Raw genomic sequence first — 22,813 nt, 5'->3', positions numbered from 1 at the left:
GGCTAGCGCTGGGCCGGTCGCACGTCCGCGACCTCGCTGGTCGTGACGACCTGCGACAGCGGCAGCACCGACAGGCCTCGGTCGCTGACCTCGACCGACACGACCGCACCCGTGCGCTCCACCCGCACCTGGGCCAGCACCGCGTCGTCCGGCACCCGGATCCGCGCCGCGGTCGCCGGGTCGAGCTCGACCCGCCGCTCGCGGACCACCTCGGCGCCGTCCGCGTCCCACGCCTGCAGCGTCACCAGGCCGGGGGCGGCCGCGCCGGTCACCACGATGCGCTTGGCGCCGGCCGGCAGCGCGACGGCCGCGTCGCCCTCGACCGTGGAGCCGGCAGGCGTCAGCGCGAGGTCGCTCGGCGTCCGGGTGCGGAGGGCTGCGGTGACGGGACCGGTCGCCTCGAGCCGGAGCGCCTGCGTGCCGGCGAGGTTGCGCCCGCGCAGCACGCCGCTGAGGTCGACCTCGCTGACCGTCGACGGGTCGAGGGTCACCTCCTCGACGCCGGACGGGGCGAACTCGCTCTCGTCGCTGACCAGCTCGAGCGCGATCCGCACCTCGCTGTCGCCGGGGTTGGCCAGCGTGAGGACCCGGTCGGCGGGCGTCGTGCCGATGCCGGCGACGTAGGACGTCGAGGCGGGCTCGGCCTGGGCGGGCAGCCACTCGCGCACCGGGCGGTCGCGTCCGACCGGGTCGACCACGTCGACCACGCTGGAGGCGAGCCGGCCGCGCGAGACGCTGACCCGCAGGGCCAGGGCGTCGCGGTTGGGTGCCACCTCCGAGAGGTCGAAGGAGGTCGAGCGGCCGCCGGTGACGCGCACGCCCCGGAGCGCGGGGACGTCCACCAGCCCGCTGCCGTCCCACACCGTGACGTCGGCGACGGCCGGTCCGCGGTCGGGGTTGACGAGGGTGAGGGTGGAGGTGTGCTCGGCGGACGCGCCGGCGCCGGTGAACCAGCGCTCGAGCGCGGGCTGGTCGCACCCCGTCGCCGAGCCGCCGCCGGAGCGCGACGCGACGAGGCCGGGTGCGAGCTCGCCGGTGCCGTTGACGACGACGTACTGCCGCTCGGTGCGCGCCGCGACACCGTCGGACAGCTCCTGGGTCTCGGTCCGGCGTCCGACGCGCAGCGTCAGCTCGCCCGACCCCAGCCCGGTGGAGCCCATCCGGATCTCGTCGGCGCCCGGCAGGCGGGCCGGGCAGACCGCGGTGACGCGGTCCAGCGGTGCCTCCGTGGGGGCGTGGGACGAGGACGCCTGCTCCGCCGGTCGTACGAGCGCGAGCGCGGCCACGGTCAGCAGCGGGATGACGACGGCGAGGACGGTCACGGGCGAGGGCCGTCCGCGCGTGGTCTCCGCAGCCCGGCGGCGTCCCCCTCCGGGCGCGGCGCCGGATGCGGGAGGAGGAGTGGTGGGCTCAGTCATCGCGGTCCCCCTCCTGGCGGCGCTGGCGGACGGTGGGCGCGGCGAGCACCAGCGCGACCACGAGCGCGAGCCCCTGGACGACGAGCAGCGCGGTGCGCCACCACGGGCTGGGGCCCTCCAGCGAGGCGGGGTCGAGCGGCCGGTCCACGCGCCAGGCGCGGGTCGTGCGGTCCTCGGCGCTGGCCTGCTCCAGCCCGGCGGTCGCGTCGAGCAGGGAGGAGATCCGGCCGTCCGCGGGCGAGCTGAGGACGACGTACTCCACGCCCCGGGCACCCAGGTCGGCCACGACCGCCGGCGTCGGCGCGGAGACCAGGTCGCGCACGTAGCTGGTCAGCCCGGCGTCCTCGTCGGCGAGGGTGAGGATCTCGTCCTCCCCCACGGTCGTGCCGTCGTCACGCCGGATGCGGTAGGTGACGCCCTCGTCGACGGACCCGCTGATCACGAGCACGCCGTGCTCCTGGCCCAGCAGCGAGCTCTGTTGCATGTAGACCGGCACGGACTGCTCCGCGTCGCGCGCGAGCACGTCGGCGCTGTCCTCAGCGGTGAGCCACCAGCCGAGCCCGGCGAGGGGCACGGCCGCGGCGACCACGGCGAGGGCCGCCGCCAGGCCGCGCTGCCACCACGGGTGGTGGTCGGCGAGCCGGCGCAGGTAGGCGTCGGCCCCGAGCACCACGGCCACCACCCACGTGCCCTGCAGGACGACCACGAACAGTCCCAGGCTCGGGCGGGTGACCACCGACGGCAGGTCGAGGGTCACGTGCGACAGCACGCCGGCCACGACGGCCGCCGCCAGGGCGACGAGCCAGCAGACCAGCACCGGCACGCGCGTACGCCGCGGGATGAGGGCGGCGAAGGCCAGCAGGCCGAGCACCACGCCGAGCCACGTCGGCGCGCCGAGGTCGTTGAGGCGGCCGGTCACCAGGCCGCCGAAGGTCACCTGGTCGACGGTGAGGCGTCCGGCCTCGAGCAGCAGCCCGGACGCGGAGCCGGTGGTGAGCAGCGGCAGCAGCCAGGGCGCGAGGAGCACCGGGGTCGCGGCCACGGCGACCACGGGTGGGCCCCAGCTGTCACGCTCGCGCAGCAGGCGCGGAGCGATCACCGCCGCGGCCCCGAGCACCACAGCGGTCGCGAGCAGGGCGAAGAGCCAGAAGCCGGGCACGAACGCCGCGCCCAGGGCCAGCAGCAGGGCGGTGCGCCACGCGGCACGCCAGCGCCGGTCGCGGTCGGGGTCGACGAAGCCGAGGGCGGCGTGCGCCGTCCACGGCAGCAGGGCCGCGACCGCCACGGTCCCGAAGCGCCCCTCGGCCCAGGCACCCGACGTGACGGGGACGAGGGCGTACGTCAGCGCGCCCCACACGACCAGCCAGCGCGGCAGCCCGAGCGGGTCGACGAGCCGGCCGACGACCTTGAGCAGCCGCCACGCGCCCCACGCCGCCACCGGCACGGCGAGCAGCATGAGGCCGGACACGACGGCTCCGGTGCTGCCGAGCAGCACCGACGCTGCCAGCGCGAACGGGAGCACGTAGGCAGGGGCCGGCACGTCGGTGCCGGTGCCGAGCGGGTGCCAGCTCGAGACGTGCAGCCGCCACCAGTCCGCGGCCGCGTCCGGCACCGGCGACAGCGCGCCGCCGGTGATCGAGCCGAAGGCCTCCCGGGCGGCGAGCAGCGACAGGACGCCGAAGAGCGCCAGCACCACGGCGACCGGGTTGGTGAAGAAGCGGGCGACGATGCCGGAGTCGGTCAGGTAGGCCTCCTCGTCGTCGTCCTCCGACCCCCCGGAGCCGCGCCGGGCCTCGCGCACCCCCGGCCCCGTGCCGGGCGCGTCCGCGGCCTTGGCGAGGCGGCGCCGCTCGGCGACGTCGGCGGCCTGGCTGGTGGCGGCCGAGGCGAGGTCGGTGACGAAGTCGAGGCCGTGGCGGTAGGGCAGCCACGCCGGGGCCAGCAGACGACGTACGTCGGCGGGGTCACCCTGCCGCAGCTGGGCCCGCTCGCGGCGCGCGGCGAGGAGCTGCCGCGGCCGGCCGTGGACGGACAGCGCCGCGGCGAGCTCGTCGAGCGCCTCCCCCACCGACCGCACGCAGAGGAAGCCCACGACCCGCAGCAGCGAGCCGAGGAAGAGCCGGACGTACTGCCAGGCGAACCCGCGCGAGGAGACGTTGGCCAGCGAGGTGAGCAGCGCGGCACGCCGCTCCTGGTAGTGCGTGTGCCGCCCGGTGAGCGGCGTACGACGGATGCCGCGGTGCGCGGCCTCGGCGTGGAAGACCACGGCCTGCGGGACGACGAGCGTGCGGTGGCCGGCCAGCGCGGCGCGCCAGCCGAAGTCGATGTCGTTGCCGAAGATGGGCAGGTCCTCGTCGAGCCCGCCCAGGGACTCGAGCACCGAGCGCCGCACGAGCATGCCGGCCGTGTTGACCGCGAGCACCTCGCGCACCGCGTCGTGCTGGCCCTGGTCGTACTCGCCCCGCTCCAGACCGGTCTCGCGGTGCCCGGTGCCGGTGATGGTGAGGCCGACCTCGAGGAGGCGGCGCAGCGAGGGCCACTCGCGCAGCTTGGGGCCGAGGATCGCGACGGAGGGGTGCTCGCGGGCCGCGTCGAGCAGCTCGGCGAGTGCCGTCGGGGCGGGGTTGCTGTCGTCGTGGAGCAGCCAGATCCACTCGTCGTCGCCGGCCGGCGGGGCGAGGTCGAGGCCGTGGCGCACCGCAGCGGGATAGCTGGTCGAGCCGGGCACCACGTCGAGCACGACCTGCTCGCCGAGCGCGTCGCGGACGAGGGTGACGCTGTCGTCGCGGCTCGTGGTGTCGACGGCCACGACACGGTCCACCGGGAGGGTCTGCCCGATCAGACCGGTCAGGACTGCTGGGAGCCATCGCGTCCCGTCGTGACTGACGAGGAGCGCTGTGACGGTCACCGGAGCACCCTAGCGAGGGGCTCCGCGCTCCATGAAACCGCCGGAGTGCTGCTGGAGACGGGCCGGCCGGACCGGCCCGGACCTCAGACGGCGCGCTTCTTGAGCTTGCGGCGCTCCCGCTCGGACAGGCCGCCCCAGATGCCGAAGCGCTCGTCGTTCATCAACGCGTACTCGAGGCAGTCGTCGCGGACCTCGCACGTCAGGCAGACCTTCTTGGCCTCCCTGGTGGAGCCGCCCTTCTCGGGGAAGAACGCCTCGGGATCCGTCTGCGCGCACAGCGCGCGGTCCTGCCAACCGAACTCCTCGCCCTCGGGCTCGAGAAGAAACAGTTCTGCTCTCATGGCTGACGCCCTTTCGACCCTGTTTTCAGAACTGAACGAGACACTGAATCAACATAACGACACTGTGGGAATTACATGCCTGTCGTACCCCCCACGTCAAGCCCGGATCTGATATGGCCATTCCGCTTCGGGCAGGCTGTTCCTATGCCATCATCCGCGCTCACGCTCCGCCGTATCACCGTCCTCTCGGGCGGCGTCGGCGGGGCCCGCTTCCTCCAGGGACTCCTCCACGGCCTGCGCTCCGGCGCCGTGCCGGGCGGCTCCCCCGACACCCGGGTCACCGTCGTCGCCAACACCGCCGACGACTGGTGGATCCACGGCCTGAAGGTCTGCCCGGACCTCGACACCGTGATGTACACGCTAGGTGAGGGCATCGACGTCGAGCGCGGGTGGGGCCGTCGCGACGAGACGTGGAGCGCCCGCACCGAGCTCGAGGCGTACGGCGTGGAGCCGACGTGGTTCGGCCTCGGGGACCGCGACATCGCGACCCACCTGGTCCGGACCCAGATGCTCGAGGCCGGCTACACGCTGTCGCAGGTCACCGAGGCGCTGTGCCGCCGCTGGCTCACGCCCCTGCACGGCGAGACGGTGCGCCTCCTGCCGATGACCGACGACCGGGTCGAGACCCACGTCGCCGTGGCCGATCCCGACAGCCCGAGCGGGCGGCGGGTGGTCCACTTCCAGGAGTACTGGGTGCGGCTGCGGGCCGCGGTGCCCGCCGAGGCGGTGCTCGCGGTCGGCCAGGACTCCGCGACGCCCGCCCGCGGCGTCCTCGAGGCCATCGGCGAGGCGGACCTGGTCGTGCTGCCGCCGTCCAACCCGGTCGTGTCGGTCGGCACCATCCTCGGCGTGCCCGGCATCCGCGACGCGGTCCGCGCGGCACCCGCGCCGGTGGTGGGCCTGTCCCCCATCGTCGGCTCCTCCCACGTGCACGGCATGGCGGCCCAGATGCTCACGAGCATCGGGGTCGAGGTCAGTGCCGGCGCCGTCGGCGCCCACTACGGCGCGCGCACCTCGGGGGGCGTGCTCGACGGCTGGCTGGTCGACGAGCGCGACGCCGGGCAGCTGACCGGTCTGGAGCGGGTCGGGCTCCGCGCCGCCGCCGTCCCGCTCATGATGTCCGGCCACGACGCCACCGCGGCGATGGCCGCGGCCGCCGTCTCGCTCGTCACCGACGGTCCGGCGTGAACACTCCCTCCCGCCGGCTCGAGGTGTGGGCGCCGGACGGGATGCCCGAGGTCGCCGCCGGCGACGACCTGGCCGGTCTGGTCCTCGACGCCCTCGGCCACGGGGCCGAGCTGGCCGACGGGGACGTGCTGTGCGTGACCAGCAAGGTGGTGAGCAAGGCCGAGGGGCGCGTGCGGGCGGGCGAGCGCGACGCCGCCGTGGAGGAGGAGACGGTCCGCGTCGTCGCGCGCCGCGGTCCGGTGCGGATCGTGCGCAACCGCCTCGGCCTCACCATGGCCGCCGCCGGGGTCGACGCCTCCAACGTGGCCCCCGGGTCGGTCGTGCTCCTCCCCCTCGACCCGGACGCGTCGGCGCGGGCACTGCGTGACGCGGTGCACCGGCGCACCGGCACGAACGTCGGTGTCGTGGTGACCGACACCTCGGGCCGCGCGTGGCGCGAGGGCCAGACCGACATCGCGATCGGCGCAGCGGGGCTGCTCGTCGCCGAGGACTTCGCCGGACGCACCGACCCCCACGGCAACCCTCTCGCCGTCACCCTCCCCGCCGTGGCCGACGAGGTCGCGGGCGCCGCGGAGCTCGCGCAGGGCAAGCTGGCGGGCCGGCCGGTCGCGGTCGTGCGCGGGCGGGCCGACCTGGTGCTGCCGCCCGGCGAGCACGGCCCCGGCGCCGCGTCGCTGGTGCGCCCCGACGGTGGCGACCTCTTCGGCTGGGGCGCGCGCGAGGCCGTCGTACGCGCCCTGGCCGGCGACGAGGCCGACCGGGCCCCGTTCGGGGCGCCCGCCGCGCCCGACGAGCTGCACGCCGCGGTGGCCCGCGTCGTCGGGACCGGGCAGGCGCTGTCGTCCGCGCTCCTGCTGACCCACGACGACCAGCCCCGCCGCGCCGCCCTGCGCCTGCCCGGAGACGCCGACCACGCGGCGGTGGCCGCCGTGTGCTTCGCCCACGGCTGGCGGATCGACGCCTGGGAGCGCACCGGAAACGACGTCGTGTGCGACGTGTCACCTGCGACTACGTAGACTCTGCCAGCGCGGACACCATCGTCGCGCCCAGCAGGACCCTCCAGCAGTCGACCGAGAGACACCGAGCACCGTGGCCAAGCAGGCAAAGACCGACCGTCAGGCGGTCATCGACTCCATCCGCTCCCAGCAGTCCAAGCGCGAGAACCGTCGCGGGATGGCCATCGTGGGCGTGTGCGTCCTCGTCGCAGCGCTGATCGTGGGCGCCGCGGCGTTCAAGCCGATCAAGGACTGGTGGGACCTGCGTGCCTACGCCTCGGACTCGCTCGGCGAGATCGGCGCCAAGGCCTCGGTGTGCCAGGACGTCACCACCAAGCCGGCCGAGGGCAGCCAGGACCACGTCGACGTCGGCACCCCGATGACCTACCCCGACTCCCCGCCGGCCTTCGGTCAGCACTGGAACATGTGGGACAGCATGGAGCGCAAGCTCTACTCCGCCTCGGACCGTCCCGAGCTCGGCGAGCTCGTGCACAACCTCGAGCACGGCTTCACGATCCTCTGGTACGACGAGACCATCGCCGACGACTCCGACCAGATGGACGTCCTGCGCGGCATCGCCTCCAAGCTCCAGGGCACGGAGAACCTGCGCGACAAGTTCAAGGCCGTGCCGTGGACGTCCGAGGACGGCAAGGCCTTCCCGAAGGGCCAGCACGTCGCGCTGACCCACTGGTCGGTCGGCGGCGTCGGCGAGACCGACCCGTCCAAGCAGGTCGGCGTCTGGCAGTACTGCTCCGAGGTCAGCGGTTCGGCCCTCGAGACGTTCATGGAGGACTACCCCTACATGGACTCCCCGGAGCCCAACGCCGTCTGAGGCATGACCACCGCCACCACGTTCACGGAGGTGCTCGCGGCGCAGCTGCGCCGTGATCCGGGACGTCCGCTCGTGACGTTCTACGACCACGCGACCGACGAGCGGGTCGAGCTGTCGGTGACGACGTACGCCAACTGGGTGGCGAAGGCGTCCGGCCTGCTGACCGACATCGCCGACCTCGAGCGCGGCATGTCGCTGCGCATCGACCTCCCGCCGCACTGGCTCTCGACGGTGTTCCTGGGCGCCGCGTGGACGGTCGGCCTGCGCGTCACCACCTCCGACGCCCCGGACGCCGTCGTGTGCGGGCCCGACGGGCTCGACACGTGGGCGCCCCGCGCCGGCTCGGTCCCGGTGCTCGCGTGCAGCCTGCGCCCGCTGGGGGTGCGGTTCGCCGACGAGCTCCCGGCCGGCGTGCTCGACGTCGGCGTGGAGATCTGGTCGCAGCCCGACGGCTTCGCCGCGTGGGACCCGCCGACCGGTGACGACCTCGCCACCGACGACCTCACCCAGGCCCGGCTCTGGACGAATGACAGGACGGCCGCCGTCGGGAGTGGTCTCACCGACGGCGGCCGTCTTCTCTCGGTGGCCGACCCGGCTTCCCCACCAGGAATGGCCACCTTCACCGAGCCCCTCGGACGAGGCGGCTCGCTGGTCCTTGTCCGCAATCCCGACCCGGCTCGCCTCGACGACGTCCACGACGCCGAACGGGCGACTGCCCGGGCCTGATCGCTCCGCTCCGGAAGCCGGTCACCCGGCCAGGTCGAAGGCCCCCAGTCCCTCGCCGAGCACCCGCGGGTGGGAGACGCCGGACTTGCGGCCGGGGTAGACGTACGCCACCCCGCTCGCCCGGTCGCGCACGACGTAGTCGGCCGACCCCTTGAGCGTCATGGCCTGGACGCCGAGCACCCAGTCGAACCCGGACAGGTCCGACGGCAGCCCGGCCGGGCCGGGGACCCTGCCGCCCTTGACCAGCACGGCCGCGCCGAAGCCCGAGCCGTTGCCGGGCCAGACCATCAGGGCACCGCCGGCCGGGGTGCCGATGAGGTCGGGAAGGCCGTCGCCCGTCACGTCACCGACGGCCCGGAGACCTTGCACCGTCGCCCAGCCCTGGCCGATCACGGAGCCGGCGGCGAGCGCCCCGGTGCCGTTGCCGGCGAACAGCCACAGCTGGCCGGAGCCGTCGCGGGTGACCACGTCGCCGGAGCCGTCCCGGTTGACGTCGCCGGCGTTGAGGATGGTGTCCATCCCGGCGAAGGACACGCCCGTGTCGATCGGCGCACCGAGCTCGAAGGTGTCGCGGTTGGCGACGACCACGAGCTGCTTGCCCGCGACGCCGATCAGGTCCCCTCCGGCGCCGCCGACCATGTTGGCGCCGGTGATGAAGCGCATCGACTTGAGGTTCGTGGCCGGGCCGAGCGCCGCGCCGAAGGTGCCGTCGCCGCGGCCGGGCATCAACATCACGTTGCCGGCCGAGGACCGGGCGACCAGGTCGGAGCGCCCGTCGCCGTTGAAGTCCCCGGCGATCACGCGGTTGTAGCCGCTCCACGACCCGGCGACACGACGGGGCGATGCGAACCGGCCGGTGCCGTACCCGGTCTGCAGGAACAGCCGGTTCTTCGTGCGCAGCAGCAGGTCGGCACGGCCGTCGCCGTTGACGTCGCCGGCGCCGATGAGCTGCCGGTAGTTGCCGTAGCCCTTGCGGGTCACCTTGCGGGCGAACCCGCCCTTCTCGGTGCCCAGCAGGGTGGTCAGGCGTCCCTTGAAGCGGGCCACCAGGTCGTTGCGGCCGTCGCCGTTGATGTCACCGACGGCGGTGATCAGCGAGTAGCCGCGCAGCCGGAGCTTGCGGGTGGTCGTGCCGAACTTGCCGTTGCCCTTGCCGGCGCGCACCCGGACGACACCGGACCGGTCGGCCGTCACGAGGTCAGGCAGGCCGTCGCCGGTCAGGTCGGGCGACACGAGCACGTCGGCACGCTCGTCCCAGCCCTTCTTGCCCACGACGATCCGCTTCTGGAAGGACGTCAGGCCACCGGTGGGGAGGACGAGGCCGCGGCCGTCGGCGGCGCGGCGCACGACGAGGTCCGGGTACGGCAGGGCGTCCAGGTTGTTCTGCGGGGCCGGCTCGGAGATGGGCACCTCGGTCGGCGGGGGCGGCGGGGTCACCACCGGCGCAGCCTGGGAGGCGTACGTCCGGATCAGCGGCAGCTGCGCGTAGAGGTACTTGCCCGGGCAGGCCGTGGACCCGGCGTCGCGGTGCCCGTTGATCGCCTGGAACGTGCCGCGCCCGATCTTCTGCGACGTCGACGCGGGGTTGACGCCGTGCAGCGACAGCTTCCACGCGAAGAGCTGGCCGTAGGCGCGCAGCATCACGTCGGGCGGCTGGACGGTGTCGAAGTTGCCGATCGCCGACATCGCGAAGGAGTAGTCGTTGTAGTTGAGCGTGTGGGCACCGACGACGGGCTTGTCGATGCCTCCGTAGCGGCCCTCCCAGATGCGACCGAAGCGGTCGACGAGGAAGTTGTAGCCGATGTCGCTCCAGCCGCGGGACTTCACGTGGTAGGCGTAGATGCTGCGCAGGATCGCCGGCACCTGGGCCTCGGTGTAGTCGTTGGCGTTGACCGTGTGGTGGACGAAGCCGCCGCTGATCGTGCCGTAGCGCAGCGCGCTCTTGTTGCGGATGCTCTCGTCGGCGCCCCACTGCGCGCGCGAGTAGATCGTGGGCTGCGCGACGGCCTGCTTGCGCGCGGCCTGCAGGGTGATGCCCTCGGACGCCGGGTCGGTGGCGTCCTGCTGCGCGTAGTCGTCGTCGTACGACGCGCTGGGGTCCACGGCGGCGGTGTCGGCCGGCGCCTCGGTCTCGGTCCGCGTGCTCGAGCCCGGGTCGACCAGTGCGAGCGAGAGGTCGTCGGGCAGCGCGACGCCGTCGGTGCGGGCCTCGACCTGGACGTCGTCGACGTCGCCGACGAACGTGGGCTCGGTGCCGGGGCGGGCACTGGCCGCCTCGGCGCTGCCCGGGTCGGGTCCGTGCTCGTCGTGGTACTCCAGGTCCTCCCAAGCGCTCCACTCCTCGCCGGTGCGGGTGCGCACGCGGAGGGTGATCTGGTCCTCGTCGAGCTCCTCGCCGCTCTGCCACGTGACGCCGACGGCGCCGAAGGCGTCCATCGGCTGCGGGGTGCTGACCACCCGCGCCTCGGTCGCGCCGCCGGCGACGGTGCGCCCGCGCAGGCCGGCGAAGCCTCCCGCGGCGCCGGTGAGCGGCACCTCCGTGACGGTGGGCTTCACCGCCTTCGTCGGGACGGTCGCCGACATGAGGGCCGCAGGGCCCGCGGGGTCGGCAGCGGGGGCGCCGGGCGTCTCCCCCACGATGTCGAGGGACACGACACCGGAGGCGGGGGTGAGCACGACGAGCACGACACCCAGCGCCAGCACCTGCTGGCAGAGGGTGACGACGCGGGCCTGAAGAGGACGCATGACAAGACTCCTGCTGTGTGGGGGAAGGTCACACAAGGCAGGAGTTTCACACCAGTCACATCAGTCACGGAAGGGTTTCTGAGTAACTACAACGTTGTAATTTCCACTCGACACGCCGTTACACCCGTGTCATTCTCGGCGATCCTGCCACGAAATGGCGTGGAGTGCCTCAGATGTCGCTGGCGAGCGCGTCGTCGCGCTCGTCCTCGGAACCTTCCTCGCCGTCCGGCTCCTCGTCGTCGCCGTCGTAGTGGAGGTACTTGATCGCGTCGTCGACATTGCCGTCGAAGCCCACCCTGCCCTTGTCGAGCACGATCGCGCGGTCGCACATCTTCTTGACCGAGCCGGCGGAGTGGCTGACGTAGAACATCGTGATGCCCGACTCGCGGATCTCCTTCATCCGCTTGAGGCACTTGCGCTTGAAGGGCCGGTCCCCCACCGCCAGCACCTCGTCAGCGATGAAGATGTCGCAGTCGACGTGGACGGCGACGGAGAAGCCCAGGCGGGCGAACATGCCTGAGGAGTAGTTACCGACGGGCGTGTCCATGAATCGACCGACGTCGGCGAAGCCGGCGATGTCGTCGAACTTGGAGTCCGTCTCGTCCTTCGTCATCCCGAGCATGGCGGCGTTCATGTAGATGTTCTCGCGCCCGGTCAGCTCGTTGTGGAAGCCGGCACCCGTGGCGATCAGTCCCGAGATCCGCCCGCGGGTCAGCACCTTTCCGTCGTCGGGCACCATCACACCGCTCACCAGCTTGAGCAGGGTGGACTTGCCCGAGCCGTTGAGACCCATCAACCCGATGGACTCGCCCTGCCTGACCTCGAAGGACACACCGTCGAGGGCCTTGAAGGTCTCGTTCGAACGGCTTCCGTGGAGACGGTTCTGGAGCACCTTCTTCAAGGTCGGGTGCGACTGGTAGCGGAACGTCTTGGAGACGTTGTCCACGACGATCGAGGTGGTCATCAGAGTCGCTCCGGGACGGTCTTCTCGAGGCGGGAGAACACGAACTGTGCTACCGCCAGCAACACGAGGCCGATGCCGAGCATGATGAAGCCGCGTGAGTAGAGGTCGTTGACGAAGTCCGGCAGTGCGGCTCCCGTGGCCGGGTCCACGACGCACGGTCCGTCGCAGGTGGGGTACCAGAATCCGCGCTGGATCAGCATGACCGCCTCGGCGACGGGGTTCGCGACGTAGAGGTCGTGGAACTTGAGGGGGATGCGCTCGCCGTCGGCGATCAGGTAGTACGGGTACATCATCGGCACGGTGAACGGCACGATGTTCATGAACGTCTGCACGATCCGCTGGAAGTCGCGGAAGATCACGTTGATGCACGAGAACATGAGGCCGCACGCGGTGCCGTAGACCATGATCAGGATGAAGCCGAGCAGCGCCGCCGCCATCCCGACCGCGTCAGGCACCCAGAGCGGCCCGTCGCCCACCCAGCCGGAGATGACGCAGGCGATGGTCAGGATGATCACCTGCGGGATCGCGTGCCACAGCGACACGAGCATCGAGGCGACCGGGAACATCTCCCTCGGCAACGCCATCTTGGCGATGACGCCCTTGTTGGACAGCAGCGAACGGGTGCCGGCCGTGACCGACTCGGTGAAGTAGTTGACCAGCACCATGCCGGCGAAGAGGTGGATGGCGAAGTTCTGCATCCCCGAGCCCCGGCTGAGCAGCAGACCGAAGACGAAGTAGAACGTCAGGAACCGGGTGAAGGGGTTGATGTAGGACCACGCCAGCCCGAACGCCGTACCGGCGTAGCGCGCCTTGATCTCACGGCGCACCATGAGGCGCAGCAGGTAGCGGCGGCGGAACACCTCGAGCACGCCGGACGTGCGCGACGGCGCCGCCAGCGGCACGTGCGCCAGGTCGTGGCGCACCTCGACCGGTCGCCGGTCAGGATCCGGCGCCGTCATCGAGGCGGGGCGCGACTGGCTCACGTAGCCTCGCTCGTGTCCGCGGGACGGTCCGCCGGGTCGGTCCAGGGGGCGAAGGTCTTCTCCCACGCCTCGGGCGAGGTGATCTCGCCGAGGGCGTCGCGGTACTGCTGGGCCAGGGCCGGCCACTCGCGGTGGAAGCGCCGGTGGATCTCCAGCGTGCGCTTGAGCAGGTCGCGGTAGAGGACCGGATCGCGCTTGTAGAGGGCGACCGACGAGCCGTCGTTCATCGACACCACGGCCGAGTCGTACCTGGCGAGGTTGAACCAGCCGGCGTCCATCGCGGTCAGCTCGGCCTCGGGGTAGTCCTCGGCCATCTCCCGCACCGGGCGCAGCTGGCGCAGCGGGGCGAGCCCGGCCGCGATCAGCGTGGCCTTGCGGCCCGGGATCTCGATGTCGGACTTGCCCTTCTTGGGCGGCTTCTTGCGGCGCACCGGCGGCAGCTCGTCACGGTCGGTGTGCAGCTGGGCGTCGGAGAACTGCTTGCGGAACGCGTTGATCTCCGCCAGCTTCGTGGCGAGCTCGCCGTGCAGCGCGTGCGGACCCCGGAGCACGTCCTCCATCGCGAGGTGGCGCAGCTCCGCGGTCGAGTACTGGAGCGACGCGAGGTGCTTGATCTGGTGGTTGAGGCTCTCCCGCACCATCCGGCCGCCGCGCTCGTAGGGCGAGTGCAGCAGGGCGGCGATGATCCGGTTGCGGTGGTGGAAGTAGGACTGCCAGTCCACGCCGTCGTTCTTGTCGGTCCACGGCACGTGCCAGACCGCGGCACCCGGGAAGGACACCGTCGGGTAGCCGGCCTCCTTGGCGCGCAGGCCGAACTCGGAGTCGTCCCACTTGATGAAGACGGGCAGCGAGAGGCCGACCTCCTCCAGCACGACCCGCGGGATCAGGCACATGAACCAGCCGTTGAAGTCGACGTCGGCGCGCTTGTGCAGCCAGCGCGACGAGCGCAGGTTGCGGGCGCCGAAGTCCCACTGGCTGTAGCCGTCGAGGCGGGTCTGCCACCAGAAGCGCCACGGCTGGACGATCTCGCCGAAGGAGTGGAGCTCGGAGCGGCTGTAGAGGTTGAACATGTGGCCGCCGACGATGGTCGGACGCTTGGCCAGGTCGCCGAAGGTGACCGCGCGGATGATGCCCTCGGGCTCGCAGACGACGTCGTCGTCCATCATCATCGCGTAGGTCGCCGTGCCCTTGCGGACGCTCTCGAGCTGGCCGCGGGCGTAGCCGCCCGAGCCGCCCAGGTTGCCCTGCACGATGACCCGCAGCTTGTCCCCCAGGCCCGCCTGGGCCGCCGGGAAGAAGGCGCTGTCGGTGACCTTGTCCTTGCCCTGGTCCATTACCATCACGGTGTCGAGGTAGGGCTGCAGCTCCTCGGCGTCGCCGAGCTGGCCGAGCAGCTGGGCGCTCATGTCGGGCAGCATCGTGGTGATGCAGACGTCGACCGTGCCGTGCTCGGCGCGGTCGGCCGGGACCTGCGCGGTCCACTCGGCCCCCTCGACGACCGCGCCGTGGTCGCCGGCGACGACGTCGTACCAGTACCACCCGCCGTCGACGAACGGCTTGAGCGGAAGCGAGAAGGAGAACGACCCGCGGGCGTCGTCGCCCTCCCCCTCCACGACCGCGGAGTCCACGCGCTGGGCGTGGCCTCGCGCCATCGACTTGTAGACGATGACGACGCTGCCCGCGCCGACCACGTCGACGGTCAGGTCGACGTCGGTGACGACCGTGTGCCGGCGCCAGTAGGACGCCGGGAAGGCGTTGAAGTAGGTGCCGAACGACAGCGGCTGCGACGGCCGGAGCTGCAGCGCGGTGCGCGAGCGGATCTGGTCGGGGTGCAGCTTCTTGCCGGTCGAGGTCGACTGGCGGATCGCCGCGTTGTTGAGGTCCTTGGCCGCCTTGTCGCCGCCGACCGCGTGGCGGTCGGTGTCGAGCTTGGCCTCCTCGAGGTCGACGTAGAGGGGGAAGACGTCGGTGTCGCGGTCGATCGGCAGGATCTGCCGCTGCAGCAGCCGGGTGACGGTCGCGGTGCTGGTGGTGGTGCTGGTGGTGGTGGTGGACGGGTCGCTCATGCGTCGATGCCTCCGCTCGTGAGCTCGGCGCCCTCGGTGAAGTGCGGCTTGAGCTTGTTGTCGTACATCGACAGCGCGGACCCGATGGCCATGTGCATGTCGAGGTACTTGTAGGTGCCCAGGCGGCCGCCGAACAGGACCATCGGCTCGGCCTTGGCGAGCTCGCGGTACTTGATCAGCTTGGCGCGGTCGTCGGCGGTGTTCACCGGGTAGTACGGCTCGTCGCCCTCCTCGGCGAAGCGGCTGTACTCGTGGACGATCACGCTCTTGCCGGGCAGGTGCGTCTTCTCCCGCTCGGGGTGGAAGTGCTTGAACTCGATGATGCGGGTGTAGGGGACGTCCTGGTCGTTGTAGTTCACGACGCCGGTGCCCTGGAAGTCGTCGGTGTCGACGACGCTCTCCTCGAGGTCGACGGTGCGCCACGACAGCCGGCCCTCGGAGTTGCCGAAGTACTCGTCGACCGGGCCGGTGTAGACGATCGGCACCTTGCCCTTGTAGTCGTCGGCGACCTCGAAGAAGTCGGTCTCGAGGCGGACCTCGATGTTGGGGTGGTCGGCCATCCGGGTCAGCCAGGCGGTGTAGCCGTCGACGGGCAGGCCCTCGTAGGTGTCGCTGAACCAGCCGTTCTGGAAGGTGTAGCGCACGGGCAGCCGCGTAATGATGTCGGCGCTCAGCTCGGTGGGGTCGGTCTGCCACTGCTTGGCGGTGTAGCCCTTGATGAACGCCTCGTAGAGGGGGCGGCCGATCAGGCTGATCGCCTTCTCCTCGAGGTTGGAGGCGTCCTCGGTGGCGATCTCGCTCGACTGCTCGGCGATGAGCGCGCGGGCCTCGTCGGGGGTGTGCGACTTGCCGAAGAACTGGTTGATGAGCGCGAGGTTCATCGGCAGGGAGTAGACCTGCCCCTGGTACTTGCCGAAGACGCGGTGCCGGTAGTCGGTGAACGACGTGAACCGGTTGGCGTACTCCCACACCCGCTCGTTGGAGGTGTGGAAGAGGTGCGCGCCGTACTTGTGCACCTCCACGTTGGTCTCCGGGTCGCGCTCGGAGTACGCGTTGCCGCCGAGGTGGTGGCGACGCTCGAGGATGAGCACGCGGAGGCCGAGCTCCTCGGCGCACCGCTCGGCGATCGTGAGACCGAACAGCCCGGCGCCGACGATGACGAGGTCGGGAAGCTGTGCTGTGTCGTTCGTGGGGCCCTGGGACAAGGGATGAACTCCTTGGGTGAGAAACGCGGGGTGAGTCTATCGAGGGGGGCGGGCGGAAGCCGTCAGGCGGCGCATGCCCCGTGCCGAGGCCATGGCGCGGATCACGTTGCGGGCCTCGGCCCGGCCGCCTCGCACCGGGCTCAGCAGCACCACCACGAGGGTGATCAGCCACGGCTTCAGGCGCACCAGCACGTTCTCCCCGTGGCGCAGGTGCACCACGAAGAGGTTGCGGTACATGTAGAAGCCCTTCCACCCCGACAGGTCGTGCTGCTGGTTGAAGTCGAGCTGGCGCACCAGGACGGCGTCGCGGACCGCCCAGATCCGGCGGCCGGCGCGGCGCGCGCGGACGGCGTACTCCGCGTCGTCGTAGAAGATGAAGAAGGAGGGGTCGGGGAAGCCGATCTCCTCCACCACGCCGCGGCGGGCCATGAAGCCCTCGAAGGCCACGTTGTGCACCTCGACGAGCTCGGGCATCGACGCGCGGTCGGCGTAGGTGCTGTCGACCGTGGACCGCTTGGGCTTGATCGCCAGGGGGTTGCGCAGGTCGAACTCGACGGCGGCCTTCTCGACCATCGTGCCGGACAGGTCCTCGCGGACCGCGATGAGGCAGTCCTCGTCCACGGCCATCAGCGCCTCGAGGCAGCCGGGCGCGGGCACGACGTCGTCGTCCACGAGCCAGACCCGGTCCCACCCGGCGTCGTACGCCGCCCGCACGCCGAGGTGGAAGCCGCCGGCGCCGCCGAGGTTCTCCTCGCTCCAGGTGACGTGCAGCGGGAGGTCCGATCGGCCCTCGAGCACCTCGCGGGTGTGGTCGGTGCTGGCGTTGTCGACGACGACCACGGCGTCGGGTCGTCGCGTCTGGGCGGCGAGGCCGTCGAGGAGCCGGGCGAGCAGGTCGGCGCGGTTGTAGGTGACCACGACGACCGCCACCGTCTCCGTCGACCGGGCGGCCGGGGTGGTCACGACAGGAACCTCCGGTGGCCGTCGAAGTCCCCGGCGATGCCGGCCCGCATCGCGCCGGCGCTGAGCCGCAGGCGGGACAGGCTCGGGCGGGTGAAGGTGTAGAACCAGGCGGTCTTCACGACGAACGCCAGCGCGTGGAGCGGTCCGCGGTAGTCGCGGAGGTTGACCAGGTTGTTGCGGGCCATGCAGTAGTGCTTCAGGTCGCTCGGTGAGTCGTTGTAGGTGGTGCGACCGAACATCATCGGCGTGCCGAGGTTGCCGACGCTGGGGTGGCGCACCGTCGCGGTCACGACCGTGGCCACGCGGGCCCCGGCCTCCTCGGCCCGCAGGCGGTACTCGTGGTCGTCGCCCCAGATGAAGAACTCCTCGCGGGGCAGCCCGATCCGGTCGACGAGCTCCTTGGTGACCAGCACGCCGTTGAAGGGGATCACGATCCCGGCGATCCGGTCCTTCTTCGCGGCGCGGCGTACGTCGTCCACGGCGTGCACGACGCGGGTGCTGCCGGGCAGGCGGATGGGGAACACGAGGCGGTCCGGGTCGGCCTCGTCGACCACCAGGGGACCCCAGAAGTCGAGGTTGTCGGTCTCGAGCAGCAGGTGGTCGAGGCAGTCGACGTCGGGCAGGCCGTCGTCGTCCATCAGCCACACCAGGTCGGCGTCGCGGTCGATCGCCCACGCCAGGCCGTCGTGGAAGCCGCCGGCGCCGCCGCGGTTGGTGCTGAGGGTGCGTCCGCTGAGGGGGATCTCGCCGGTGGTCGGGCGGTCGGCGAGCCACTCCCCCGTGCCGTCGGACGACGCGTTGTCGACGACCAGCACCTCGGCCAGGCCGTCGACCTGCCCGAGCCGCTCGACCAGCTTCTGGAGCAGCGGCAGGCGGTTGAAGGTGACCACGACCGCGACGATGCGAGGCAGGGGTCCGGTGGTCACGGCGTACACACTAGGGGCGTCACGGGCGCGCTCAGCAAACGGCGCCGAGGTCCTCCGACTGGTTGGCGGCGTAGCCCGTGGACAGCGAGCCGAGCGACCCGCCGGTCACGGCCGGGGGCGTGCTGGGCGTCGGCGCGGGCGGCGTCGCGGCGCCGTCCTGCTCCGGTGCGGCGTCGGCGGCCTCCCCGGCGGTGCCGGTGGCCCCGGGCGCCTCGGACGTCCCGGCCGGCGCGGCCTCGGCGGTCTCGGCGGGCTTCTCGGGCGTTCGCCCCTCCGCCCTGGCGATGGCCGCCTGCACCTTGGCGTGGACCAGGTCGATGTCGGGGTTCGCCGTGTTGACCATGGGCGGCACGAGCGAGAGCGTGGCGATCTTCTGGCTCTTGGCCTTGAGCGCGAGGTCGACGAAGCGGTCGACCTCCCCGCGCGGGACGTTGGTGGAGACCATCGCCGAGCTGGCGCCGGCGATCTTCTCGAAGTTGCGCAGCGCGACCTGCGGGCTCACCTGCTGGAGCATCGCGCTCATCACGCACTTCTGGCGCGCCATGCGCGAGTAGTCGTCGGAGTCGTGGCGCGCACGGGCGAACCAGAGCGTGTCCATGCCGTTCAGCGTGCGGGTGCCGGGCTCGATGTAGCGGAAGAACGAGTCGCTCGGCAGGCCCACCGGGATCCGCTGGCGCACGGTGAGCTCCACCCCGCCGACGGCGTCCACGAGGTCCTTGAAGCCCTCGAGGTTGACCATCGCCCAGTAGTTCATCTTGAGGCCGGTGATGCCCTCGACGCCCTCGATCGTGGCGTCGACGCCGGGGTTCTTCGAGCCCTTGAACAGCTCGGCGTGGTCGAGCGCCCACGTCGCGAGCCCGTTGAGGTACATCCCCTCCTCGTCGAAGCCGTGGGGGAACTGCTCGGCCATGACCGAGCCCTCGGGGAACGGGAAGTTCTGCATGTTGCGCGGCAGCGAGACCAGCACCGTCTTGCCGGTCTCGGCGTCGATGCTCGCGACGGTCATCGAGTCCGGCCGCAGGCCCCACCGGCCGGCTCCCGCGTCGCCGCCCATGAGCAGCACGTTGTAGCGGCCGTGGTGGGCGCCGACGGCGTCGCCGTCGCCGAACATCGAGATCATGAAGTCGCGCTGGACGCTCACGACGTGGGCGCCGAAGAGCAGGGCACCGGCGACGCTGAAGCACAGGAACCCGTTGACGCCGACCACCGCGAGCCGGTGCTGGCGCTGCAGGGTCAGGGGCTGGCCGAGGCGCCAGGCGTCCACGAAGAGGTAGGCCCAGCCGACGGCGAGCGCCATCAGGCCGAGGCGGAGGACCTGGAGCAGCACCGTGCTGGTGCCGGCCCAGAAGGCGAGCCCGTGCCAGAAGTACGACGTCACGACGGTCAGCACGCCCACGACGAGCAGCGTGAGCCACGTCCACAGCGCGAGGCGGCCGACCTTGCGGTTGCCGGACACCAGCTGGGCCGATCCCGGGAGGAACAGCGTCATCAGCATCAGCGTCACCGCGCGGCGGAACCGGACGCGCTGGGCGCGGTCGATCGTGGTGAACCGCTGCTGGTGCGACCCGGAGGGCGGGACGGACGGCATCGGGGGGCCTCTCTGCTGGGGGAAGTCAGCCCGCCCAGTATCACCAGTCACACCCGTCCCACCCTGTCGCGACGCGCCGGGGCCGGCAGGTCAGGGCAGCAGACCCGCCGGGGCCGCCCCTCGTCAGCCTTCGCGGCCCCGGTCGATCTCGGCCTTGCGCGCCAGCCGGTGCGCGCGGCGGATCTCGGCCTCGCGCTGACGTCGTACGTCGCCGGGGGTCTCCGTCTCGAGCGGCGGCACGGGCCGCGGGTGCCCGTCCTCGTCGATCGCGACGAAGACGAAGTAGGCGCTGGCCACGTGCACCGGCTCGTCGCCCGCGTTGCCCCAGGGCTGCGCCTCCACGCGCACGCCGATCTCCATCGACGAGCGCCCGGCCCAGTTGACCTGCGAGTAGGTCTTGATGATGTCGCCGACGTGGACGGGCGCGAGGAAGGTCATCTCGTCCATCGCCGCCGTGACCGCCGGCCCGCCGCTGTGCCGGTGCGCGACGGCACCGGCCGTCGAGTCCGCGAGCTTCATGATCTCCCCGCCGTGGACGTTGCCCAGCAGGTTGGCCTCGCTCGAGTGGGCCATGATCCCCAGGCTCACCCGGCTGTACGACGTGCTGCGCGGACTGCGCTCGCTCATGACCCGCACGGTAGCGTCATCGCCCATGGCTGATCGTCCGCAGGGCTCCGGGGTGCCCGAGAAGGGAACACCCGAGTACGACTGGCTCTACGGGAGCCAGTCGAAGAACCCGCCGAGCGACGCCACGCAGCGCGTGGAGGCGCAGCAGCAGCGCGGCCGGACCGACGAGACCCGGGTGATGCCGGTCGCGCGTCGCGAGGCGCGCGGCTCGGGCGGCCAGCCGCCGCCCGCCACGGGACGCACGCCCGCGACGGCCCCGCCGCCGCGCCCGAAGAAGAAGCGCCGGTGGCGCCCGCGCCTCGCCCTGATCCCCCTCGTGCTGGTCCTGCTGCTCGTCTACCTCCTCGGCGTCCCGCTCTACCACTGGACGAAGATCGACAAGGTCGACGCGGCGCCCAGCGGCGACCGGCCCGCCGACCAGCCCGGCACCAACTACCTCATCGTCGGCTCCGACAAGGCCGACGACCTCACCGACGAGCAGCGCAAGGCGCTGCAGACCGGCGAGCGGGGCGGCACCAACACCGACACGATCATCGTGCTCCACACCGGCTCGGGCGGCCGCACGATGATGTCGATCCCCCGCGACACCCTGACCGAGGTGCCGGGCCACGGCACGCAGATGATCAACGCGGCCTTCGCCATCGACGGCGCGCCGCTGCTGGTGTCGAGCGTGGAGAAGCTCACCGGGATCCATATCGACCACTACGTCGAGCTCGGCTTCGGCAGCGTCATCAACACCGTGGACGCCTTCGGCGGCGTCGAGATCTGCCCCAAGCAGGACATGAAGGACCCGATGGCCCGGCTCGACGTCAAGAAGGGCTGCCAGGAGGTCGACGGCCTGACCGCGCTGGCGTACTCCCGCTCGCGCCACGTGACCGCGCTCAGCGACCTCGACCGCGTCGCCCGCCAGCGCGAGGTGATCAGCGCGCTCGGCGACGAGGCGATGACGCCGTGGACGTTCCTCAATCCCGTGCGCTACTGGCGGATCAACGAGGCGGCCGCCGGCGCCATCCGCGTCGACGAGGAGATGAACCCGATCGACCTCGGCCGGTTCGCCCTCGCGATGACCGGCGAGAGCAAGACCTGCACGATGCCGAACCTGTCCGCGCCGAGCGACCCCAACCGGATCATCGCCGACCCCGACCGGGCGCCCGCGCTCTTCGACGCGATCATCGAGGACACGAAGGTGCCGGCGAAGGCCTGCACCCCGACGGGCCGGCCCCGCCAGTAGGCGCGGCCCACCTCGACGCTGCAGCCATGCCGCTGGTGCGTCGGGCGGCTGTGCTTCGCAGCGCGGGGTGGCGCTACGAAGCGCCCAGATTGGGCCACTTCGCCAGCCCGTCCCGACTCGCAGTTGGCCGTCAGCCAGACCCCTCCAACTCCGCCGTCGCGTTGATGGCGACTCGGGCCAGGTACGCAGTCAACTATCAGTGTCGGGGAGGACTTAACATCGCGCCTCGTCGCGTGTGCCCCGCCGAGCGACGGCTGGTTCACTTGAGCGCGCGTTACGCCTGTGTGCATTGCGTACGCTGAAGACACCGCTACACGATGCACACACCCCGGGGGCCTCATGACCGACGACGTTCGCTCGCGTGAGACAAGCGGGCTCACCTCCGAGCTCGTTGATCTGATCCGTACCAACCTGCGAACGCGTCCAGGCCAAACGCCGATCTACGTTGATCTAGACGGCCACGCTGCAGCAGTCCGACGTGAGCAGCACCAAGTGATCTTTGGTCGTCGTGGAAGCGGGAAGTCCACCCTGCTTCTGACCTTGGCGGACGATTGCAATCGATCTGACACCCGGCATGCTCTCTACTTCACTGCTGACCTCATCAAGCGGGCGCCATACGCGGACGCGGTGGCTCGTGTCGTACTCGAGGTCCTACAAAGCATCCCAGGTTCGGGTTCAGGGAGCCGACGTCAACTGTTGCGCGTACTGATTGGCGAGTTGCAATCGCTGATATCGCAGGAAAGTCAGCAAGAGGTCACCACTCAGACTGCGAGCAAAACTGATGCGTCCGCTTCAGGGAAGTTGGGTGGTGGCCGTGTCGGCGTCTCTGCATCTGGTGGGGCACAGCGGTCGGTAATGGTCACTGCGACCTACACCTCACGAAAAGAAGAACTTCTGACTCGGCGACTTCCGGACTACTCGGCCGAACTCGCGCGCGCGTTGAAGAACTCAAACATTGATCAGAGCTTTCTGCTCTTGGACGACTTCTATCTCCTAGAGCGCGCGGTGCAGCCTGATGTGATTGACTATTTGCACGGGATGCTCAATGGCACAGGAATGTTTCTGAAGGTCGCCTCAATTCAGCATCGCACTACTCTGAGCAGAGTC

Annotated in this window: 17 protein-coding genes; 5 read left to right on the top strand and 12 right to left on the bottom strand. The window is 71.3% G+C overall.

The features are described from left to right. Positions 1–2: 2 nt before the first annotated feature. The 3 genes from NYO98_RS03920 to NYO98_RS03910 form a co-directional block, all read right to left on the bottom strand. Positions 3–1,418 (bottom strand): DUF5719 family protein, encoded by a 1,416-nt coding sequence (locus NYO98_RS03920; RefSeq protein ID WP_268110219.1) that lies wholly within the window; start codon positions 1,416–1,418, stop codon positions 3–5. Next, entirely contained in the window at positions 1,411–4,326 is a 2,916-nt protein-coding gene (locus tag NYO98_RS03915; RefSeq protein WP_268110218.1) for a glycosyltransferase family 2 protein, read from the bottom strand. Before NYO98_RS03915 ends, NYO98_RS03920 begins: the two co-directional genes overlap by 8 nt. Positions 4,327–4,409: 83 nt before the next feature. Beyond that, a complete protein-coding gene (locus NYO98_RS03910) occupies positions 4,410–4,667 on the bottom strand; it encodes a WhiB family transcriptional regulator (RefSeq protein WP_056605988.1) in 258 nt (85 codons plus the stop codon). 144 nt (positions 4,668–4,811) lie between these two features. Between NYO98_RS03910 and cofD the strand changes: the two genes are divergently transcribed. From cofD to NYO98_RS03890, 4 genes are all read left to right on the top strand, one after another. Further along, positions 4,812–5,855, top strand: a complete 1,044-nt coding sequence (cofD, locus tag NYO98_RS03905) for a 2-phospho-L-lactate transferase (protein ID WP_268110217.1) — start codon at positions 4,812–4,814, stop codon at positions 5,853–5,855. Further along, positions 5,852–6,871 carry a coenzyme F420-0:L-glutamate ligase gene (gene cofE, locus NYO98_RS03900; RefSeq protein ID WP_268110216.1) on the top strand — a complete coding sequence of 340 codons (1,020 nt, stop codon included), beginning with the start codon at positions 5,852–5,854 and terminating at the stop codon, positions 6,869–6,871. Before cofD ends, cofE begins: the two co-directional genes overlap by 4 nt. A 73-nt stretch (positions 6,872–6,944) precedes the next feature. Continuing rightward, positions 6,945–7,682, top strand: a complete 738-nt coding sequence (locus NYO98_RS03895) for a DUF3105 domain-containing protein (RefSeq protein ID WP_268110215.1) — start codon at positions 6,945–6,947, stop codon at positions 7,680–7,682. 3 nt (positions 7,683–7,685) lie between these two features. Then, positions 7,686–8,408, top strand: coding sequence for a TIGR03089 family protein (locus NYO98_RS03890; protein WP_268110214.1), 723 nt, complete (start codon positions 7,686–7,688; stop codon positions 8,406–8,408). A 21-nt stretch (positions 8,409–8,429) separates the two neighbouring features. Here the strand turns inward: NYO98_RS03890 and NYO98_RS03885 are convergent, their stop codons facing one another. The 9 genes from NYO98_RS03885 to NYO98_RS03845 all read right to left on the bottom strand — a co-directional run bounded on the left by NYO98_RS03885 (position 8,430) and on the right by NYO98_RS03845 (position 20,475). Continuing rightward, entirely contained in the window at positions 8,430–11,153 is a 2,724-nt protein-coding gene (locus NYO98_RS03885) for an FG-GAP-like repeat-containing protein (RefSeq protein WP_268110213.1), read from the bottom strand. Positions 11,154–11,322: 169 nt separating this feature from the next. Beyond that, complete coding sequence (locus NYO98_RS03880; RefSeq protein ID WP_268110212.1) at positions 11,323–12,117, bottom strand: ABC transporter ATP-binding protein; 795 nt, start codon at positions 12,115–12,117, stop codon at positions 11,323–11,325. After that, positions 12,117–13,100, bottom strand: coding sequence for an ABC transporter permease (locus tag NYO98_RS03875; RefSeq protein ID WP_268110211.1), 984 nt, complete (start codon positions 13,098–13,100; stop codon positions 12,117–12,119). The genes NYO98_RS03880 and NYO98_RS03875 overlap by 1 nt, the downstream gene beginning before the upstream one ends. Beyond that, a complete protein-coding gene (locus NYO98_RS03870) occupies positions 13,097–15,166 on the bottom strand; it encodes a glycosyltransferase (RefSeq protein WP_268110210.1) in 2,070 nt (689 codons plus the stop codon). Before NYO98_RS03870 ends, NYO98_RS03875 begins: the two co-directional genes overlap by 4 nt. Further along, positions 15,163–16,371, bottom strand: a complete 1,209-nt coding sequence (gene glf / locus NYO98_RS03865; RefSeq protein WP_268110209.1) for a UDP-galactopyranose mutase — start codon at positions 16,369–16,371, stop codon at positions 15,163–15,165. Before glf ends, NYO98_RS03870 begins: the two co-directional genes overlap by 4 nt. Before the next feature lie 36 nt (positions 16,372–16,407). Continuing rightward, positions 16,408–17,334 (bottom strand): glycosyltransferase family 2 protein, encoded by a 927-nt coding sequence (locus NYO98_RS03860; protein ID WP_268110208.1) that lies wholly within the window; start codon positions 17,332–17,334, stop codon positions 16,408–16,410. Further along, the gene (locus NYO98_RS03855) at positions 17,331–18,260 is read right to left on the bottom strand and encodes a glycosyltransferase family 2 protein (protein ID WP_268110207.1); all 930 of its coding nucleotides are present in this window, start codon (positions 18,258–18,260) and stop codon (positions 17,331–17,333) included. The genes NYO98_RS03860 and NYO98_RS03855 overlap by 4 nt, the downstream gene beginning before the upstream one ends. Positions 18,261–18,291: 31 nt before the next feature. Next, positions 18,292–19,848, bottom strand: coding sequence for an LCP family protein (locus tag NYO98_RS03850; RefSeq protein WP_268110206.1), 1,557 nt, complete (start codon positions 19,846–19,848; stop codon positions 18,292–18,294). Positions 19,849–19,971: 123 nt separating this feature from the next. Next, entirely contained in the window at positions 19,972–20,475 is a 504-nt protein-coding gene (locus tag NYO98_RS03845; RefSeq protein ID WP_268110205.1) for an acyl-CoA thioesterase, read from the bottom strand. Positions 20,476–20,500: 25 nt separating this feature from the next. On the opposite strand from NYO98_RS03845, the gene NYO98_RS03840 reads away from it, so the two are divergent. Continuing rightward, on the top strand, positions 20,501–21,706 hold the full coding sequence (locus NYO98_RS03840; RefSeq protein ID WP_268110204.1) for an LCP family protein: 1,206 nt from the start codon (positions 20,501–20,503) through the stop codon (positions 21,704–21,706). Positions 21,707–22,813: the final 1,107 nt, after the last annotated feature.

Origin of the sequence: Nocardioides pini, from assembly GCF_026712185.1 — a bacterium.
Taxonomy (GTDB): domain Bacteria; phylum Actinomycetota; class Actinomycetes; order Propionibacteriales; family Nocardioidaceae; genus Nocardioides; species Nocardioides pini.
Note: the sequence above shows the minus strand (reverse complement) of the source record. Positions and strands in the feature narration are given on the sequence as shown.

What these genes read in the sequence shown, in the direction of transcription:
- NYO98_RS03910 (WP_056605988.1), bottom strand. Translation starts at nt 4,667, where the DNA reads ATGAGAGCAGAACTGTTTCTTCTCGAGCCCGAGGGCGAGGAGTTCGGT.
- NYO98_RS03840 (WP_268110204.1), top strand. Translation starts at nt 20,501, where the DNA reads ATGGCTGATCGTCCGCAGGGCTCCGGGGTGCCCGAGAAGGGAACACCC.
- NYO98_RS03920 (WP_268110219.1), bottom strand. Translation starts at nt 1,418, where the DNA reads ATGACTGAGCCCACCACTCCTCCTCCCGCATCCGGCGCCGCGCCCGGA.
- NYO98_RS03885 (WP_268110213.1), bottom strand. Translation starts at nt 11,153, where the DNA reads ATGCGTCCTCTTCAGGCCCGCGTCGTCACCCTCTGCCAGCAGGTGCTG.
- NYO98_RS03845 (WP_268110205.1), bottom strand. Translation starts at nt 20,475, where the DNA reads ATGAGCGAGCGCAGTCCGCGCAGCACGTCGTACAGCCGGGTGAGCCTG.
- cofD (WP_268110217.1), top strand. Translation starts at nt 4,812, where the DNA reads ATGCCATCATCCGCGCTCACGCTCCGCCGTATCACCGTCCTCTCGGGC.
- NYO98_RS03870 (WP_268110210.1), bottom strand. Translation starts at nt 15,166, where the DNA reads ATGAGCGACCCGTCCACCACCACCACCAGCACCACCACCAGCACCGCG.
- NYO98_RS03880 (WP_268110212.1), bottom strand. Translation starts at nt 12,117, where the DNA reads ATGACCACCTCGATCGTCGTGGACAACGTCTCCAAGACGTTCCGCTAC.
- NYO98_RS03850 (WP_268110206.1), bottom strand. Translation starts at nt 19,848, where the DNA reads ATGCCGTCCGTCCCGCCCTCCGGGTCGCACCAGCAGCGGTTCACCACG.
- NYO98_RS03890 (WP_268110214.1), top strand. Translation starts at nt 7,686, where the DNA reads ATGACCACCGCCACCACGTTCACGGAGGTGCTCGCGGCGCAGCTGCGC.